This window comes from Rickettsiales endosymbiont of Peranema trichophorum, from assembly GCF_004210275.1.
GTDB lineage: Bacteria > Pseudomonadota > Alphaproteobacteria > Rickettsiales > Midichloriaceae > RICK02.
Genome location: NZ_SCFA01000098.1, coordinates 1 through 5,159, shown reverse-complemented (window position 1 = coordinate 5,159; position 5,159 = coordinate 1). Strand labels below are relative to the sequence as shown.

Annotated in this window: 6 protein-coding genes; all 6 read left to right on the top strand. The window is 42.6% G+C overall.

All coding sequences use genetic code 11. From position 1 onward, the window contains the following. The first annotated feature begins 1 nt into the window (after position 1). Positions 2 to 1,279, top strand: coding sequence for a UDP-N-acetylglucosamine 1-carboxyvinyltransferase (gene murA / locus EDM53_RS04955; RefSeq protein ID WP_130122552.1), 1,278 nt, complete (start codon positions 2 to 4; stop codon positions 1,277 to 1,279). Beyond that, positions 1,279 to 2,253, top strand: a complete 975-nt coding sequence (gene fabD / locus EDM53_RS04950) for an ACP S-malonyltransferase (protein WP_130122551.1) — start codon at positions 1,279 to 1,281, stop codon at positions 2,251 to 2,253. The genes murA and fabD overlap by 1 nt, the downstream gene beginning before the upstream one ends. 25 nt (positions 2,254 to 2,278) lie before the next feature. Continuing rightward, entirely contained in the window at positions 2,279 to 3,016 is a 738-nt protein-coding gene (gene fabG, locus EDM53_RS04945; RefSeq protein WP_130122550.1) for a 3-oxoacyl-[acyl-carrier-protein] reductase, read from the top strand. An 18-nt stretch (positions 3,017 to 3,034) separates the two neighbouring features. Continuing rightward, positions 3,035 to 3,586, top strand: coding sequence for a ribosome maturation factor RimP (locus tag EDM53_RS04940; RefSeq protein ID WP_165379659.1), 552 nt, complete (start codon positions 3,035 to 3,037; stop codon positions 3,584 to 3,586). Next, positions 3,583 to 4,233: a thioredoxin domain-containing protein gene (locus EDM53_RS04935; protein WP_130122548.1), complete on the top strand. Its 651-nt coding sequence runs from the start codon at positions 3,583 to 3,585 to the stop codon at positions 4,231 to 4,233. Before EDM53_RS04940 ends, EDM53_RS04935 begins: the two co-directional genes overlap by 4 nt. 174 nt (positions 4,234 to 4,407) lie before the next feature. After that, positions 4,408 to 5,159: Rpn family recombination-promoting nuclease/putative transposase (locus EDM53_RS04930; protein WP_130122547.1), on the top strand; the 752-nt coding region annotated here is incomplete at its 3' end.

Below are 5,159 nucleotides of genomic sequence, written 5' to 3'. Positions count from 1 at the left end.
AATAACTATAAGCGGTGGTAGTCGGTTAACTGGCGACCTCGTAATCAGTGGTGCAAAAAATTCCGCTCTACCTATTCTTGCAGCAAGCCTTTTACATACTGAAGAGGTTTGCATTCAAAATGTTCCGGATCTATGGGACATCTCTGCAATGAAAGCATTGCTAATTCAATTGGGTGCAAAGGTATACGAGAAGGGACAAAGCACACTGGAGAATGCTAGCAGCAACAGACATCTTATTGTTGATAGTAGCAACGTCAACAACATGACTGCGCCCTATGACTTAGTATGCAAAATGAGGGCATCCGTTCTTGTATTGGGTCCCTTGGTTGGTAGATTTGGTAAAGCTTGCGTCTCACTACCAGGAGGATGCGCTATAGGAACAAGACCTGTCGATATGCACATCGAAGCGATTAAGGCCCTGGGAGCACACATAGAGATCTCAAACGGGTATGTTGTTGCAACAACCAATGGTCGGCTATCCGGAGCTGAGATAAGGTTTGACAAGGTATCTGTTGGTGCAACAGAAAATGTTATGATGGCGGCTGTCCTAGCCGATGGTATCACAACTATTTATAACGCGGCATGTGAGCCTGAAATAGTTGATTTAGCAAACTTTTTAAACAGTGGAGGCGCTAGGATTGATGGTGCTGGTACTAGCGTTATAACGATCAATGGAGTAGACCGCTTACATGCCACATTGCACAGAGTGATACCGGACAGAATAGAAGCGGGTACGTATGCCATAGCAGCAATGATTACTAAGGGTAGTTTGACTTTGCACGATATTTCGCCTGTACTATTAAGTAGCTGCTTATCTTATCTACGACAAATAGGTGCAGAAATATCAGAAGGTGATAACTACATTAAGGTATCCAGCCAAAACACGTTTAAGCCATTAGACATCAAGACTGCCCCATATCCCGACTTTGCGACAGACTTACAAGCTCAAATCATGGCATTACTGTCCATAGCGGAAGGCCAATCCCTTGTTACAGAAAGCATCTTTGAAAATCGCTTTATGCACGCGTTGGAATTAAATAGGATGGGGGCCAATATATCTGTCAAAGAGCACACAGCGATCGTGAATGGAGTAAAAGGACTACAGGGCGCAGAAGTGATGGCGACTGATCTTCGAGCTTCTGTTGCTTTGATACTAGCAGCTTTATCTGCACAAGGAGAGTCTACAATCCGCAGAGTATACCATTTGTACAGAGGGTACGAGCACATTGAAGGTAAGCTCAGGAGCTGTGGTGCAAATATCAAAACTACTGTGGGCTAATGGACGCATTACAGAAATTTGAGCGTTTCATCATTCTTTTGTTTCCCGGTCAAGGTGCACAGCAAGTGGGCATGGGAAAGGAGCTGTCGCTTGCATTTACAGAGGCGAAGGAGCTATTTGAAGAGGTTGACGACGCTTTAAGCTACCGTTTGTCCTCACTCATGTTTGATGGTGAGCAGGAACAACTTAATCTTACTATACATGCTCAACCTGCGATCTTTGCTGTTTCCCTTGCTGTCCTCAAGGTATTGGAGAGACAGACTGGGCTCTCTATAGATAAGATTGCCAAAGCCTCTGCTGGTCATTCTCTAGGTGAGTACTCTGCCTTAACTGCTGCTGGGACTTTCGTGGTGGGTGATGCGATAAGAGTTCTTAAATCGCGAGCTGAAGCGATGCAGAAAGCTGCACCAATAGGGAGAGGTGGGATGGTGGCAGTTTTGGACACTGATGTAGAGATCGTTCAACGCATGATAGATGAAATTGACGATATCGGTGTTTGTGAGATTGCCAACGACAACGGCGCAGGACAGGTGGTGTTAAGCTGTGAACTTCACCTAATAGAACGCATCTTAGACAGGACAGCCAAGTATGGTATTAGAAAAGCGATAAGATTGCCTGTTACTGGGCCATTTCACTCATCCCTGATGCTTCCAGCAGCACGGGACATGGACCTTGTACTGTCGCAAGTTGAAATGTACATCCCTAAGATTCCTGTGCATTCCAATGTTTCTACTAAAGGATACCATACACTTGAGGAAGTACGTGCGCTACTGGTGCAGCAGATTCACAGCAAGGTAAGGTGGAGGGAAACGATGGAACTGTTTGTCAAAATGGAACCCACTCACTTTATAGAAATTGGACCTGGTAGAATATTGACAAATATTGCAAAAAAAATGTTTCCTAATCACAATCTAGAGTGTATTAACATCTCTACACCGAGTGGTGTGGAAGACTTTCTGACAAAACATTTTTAAAAATTCGTCATGTTGAAAATTTGCCATGTTGAAAGGTAAGACTGCTTTAATTACTGGTGCTACTGGTGGTATAGGGCGAGCGATTGCTAAGGCATTTTGCGACGCGGGTGCCAATGTAATCCTTACTGGAACAAGAGAAAGTGTACTGCGGGAATTGTTAGACCAGTTGCCCGGCGATGCTCATCGCTCCATTACTTCTGATTTGTCGGATTTGTCCGCGACAGAAGGGTTATACGAGGAAGCTGAGGCACTATCAGGCAGTGGTGTTGATATACTGGTCTGTAACGCTGGAATCGCAATTGACAACCTCATACTCAGAATGAAAGATGAGGACTGGGATAAGGTGATGAACGTCAATCTGACAGCAACTTTTAGACTAAACCGTAGCGCTGTTAAAAAAATGATGAAGAGGAGAGCTGGCCGAATCATTAATATTACCTCTGTCGTAGGACATACTGGTAATTTTGGTCAAGCGAATTATACGAGTTCAAAAGCGGCAGTAGCTGGAATGAGCCGCTCTATTGCCTTGGAAGTGGCGTCTAGAGGTGTCACAGTCAATTGCATTGCTCCTGGCTTTATTGATACTGATATGACCAGCAACTTATCACAATCTGTGAAGGACCACATCATAGAAAAGATACCGTTACAAAGAATGGGTAAGCCTGAAGAGATAGCCTCTGCTGCTTTATTTCTTGCATCTGATCAAGCTGCATACATCACTGGCACCACCATACATGTAAATGGTGGTCTTTACATGTGTTAATTTATGGAGCAAATTAGTATGATCTATCGCACTCAAATTGAGCAGAGCGTTTTTGATTTGGTGTCTGGAACGTTGGAACAGCTAGGTTATAACGTTGTTAGAATCAAAAATACTACACTAGGCGGTGTTAAAACGATACAGATCATGGTAGAGAAGGTTGATAGCGCACAACAGATCACAGTCGCTGACTGCGAACATATCAGCAAGCGCATATCATTAATGCTGGATCTTGAGGACATCGTTAAGAACCGTTATAACCTTGAAGTTAGTTCACCTGGAATCAATAGGCCTTTGACCAGAGTACGTGACTTTCAAAATGCTGTTGCTAAGACAGTGAAATGTAGCTTATTTCAGCATATTGGAGAACAAAAAAAGTTTACTGGTTGCCTATTAGAAGCAGATGAAGAAAAGTGTATTATAGAGCTTAAAGAAACGAATGAAGAAGGAAGTAAAAAACTGACTATTCGCTATAATGAAATAGAGGAGGCCTGTTTGCAAGAATTGCAGCATTTTCCAAAGCACCCTAAAGTCAAGAATAAATCAAAATTGGTTAAGGAGAAAAAGAAATGATCAAACAATACATTTGTGTCGCTGTATTATCACTAGTTACCTGCTACTTTCCTTTGGAGGTGTGTGCTACTACCACTATAAAGTCAGTTGTTCCTGAAAGCATCAAGCCATCCATTTTATCGGTTCGCCCTGACGATATAGCTCTAGGGAAGCCTGATGCTAAAGTCGTAGTATTTCATTATTTTTCTTTAACATGTCCACATTGTGCTGACTTTCATTTTGACGTACTGCCGCAAATACAGAAAAATTTCATAGATACTGGTAAAGTATACTACGTATTGAGGTGTTTACCTAGTACTCAGTCTTCACGTCTTGCGACACTCCTAGTCAATTGCATCTCTGACAAACGGTTTGAAGTGATTTCCGGCCTACTTGAGAGTCAAAGTTTGTGGGCATTTAGCAAAGATTACACGAAACAATTGGAGCATTTTGGTCAGCTTGCTGGTCTTAGCCATGAGGATTACGAGCAATGTATGAACAACAAGACTCTTGAGACATCTATAATGAATGAAGCATACGTAGATGCTAGGGCACTGGATATTAACAGCATTCCAACGTTCTTTATTAACGGTGAGAAGGTTGTTGGTAGTTTGCCTTACGATGTCATTGCTAAGAAGATTGAGGAAGCAGAACTCAAACTACAGTAGAACTATTTCCATCTGAGGAAACACAACAGCACTCTGTTATCGCTTATCGTCCTCAAACCGGGCAACCAACACACATAATATTGACAGACAAAAGAAGTAGAGAGACGGAAGGAAATAGTATACAATGGGTTTGAGGATTATGGTGGTCCTGCAACAACCTACTAGAGCACACAAATGACAAGATACCTAGACGCAACCAATGACGTAGCATTTAAGAGAGTCTTTGGTGATAAGGAAAGACTAAAGGATTTCTTAAATGCTATACTACGTTTAGAACCGGGAGAAAAAATAGCAGAACTCAACTTTATGTCTGGAGAGGAGATACCTGACATAGGACAAGGCAAAAGAAGCTTGTTTGATTTGAAGTGTAAGGACGAAGCAGGAAAAACCTACATCGTGGAAATGGAGAACAGGCAAGAGTCCCACTATATACAAAGAGCACAGTTTTACGGGTCACATACATACGTATCACAACTCAAGAAGGGTATGTTTCATAAGGACTTGTTGCCTGTGATAGTAGTGAGCATCATGAAAAATAAGAAATTGTTTGGAGATAACATAGGGTGCATCAGTTACCACACGACGAGGGAAGAGAAGACGAATGAGAGGCACCTATTTGCATTGTCGTATGTTTTTGTAGAACTGCCGAAATTTAAGAAGGGGGAAGATGAGCTCAGTGGCATAGAAGATGAGTGGCTATTTTTTTTAAGTAGATCTGAGGAAGTGAAGGAACCGCCAATAGGTACGAAGGACGAGCACATATTAGAAGCATATAGGGAGCTAGAGAGGTTCAACTGGAGTGAGGAATCGTATGATGCGTACATCAGGGCGAGATTACTACTGGATGGACAGGAATGCACAATCGATGATGTGAGAAAGGAAGGTGAAAGCAAAGGCCTAGAAAAGGGCATTGCAATAGGCACAGA

Excerpts from the sequence above, each read along its gene's own strand:
- EDM53_RS04935 (WP_130122548.1), top strand. The coding sequence starts at position 3,583 with ATGATCAAACAATACATTTGTGTCGCTGTATTATCACTAGTTACCTGC.
- EDM53_RS04940 (WP_165379659.1), top strand. The coding sequence starts at position 3,035 with ATGATCTATCGCACTCAAATTGAGCAGAGCGTTTTTGATTTGGTGTCT.
- fabG (WP_130122550.1), top strand. The coding sequence starts at position 2,279 with ATGTTGAAAGGTAAGACTGCTTTAATTACTGGTGCTACTGGTGGTATA.
- fabD (WP_130122551.1), top strand. The coding sequence starts at position 1,279 with ATGGACGCATTACAGAAATTTGAGCGTTTCATCATTCTTTTGTTTCCC.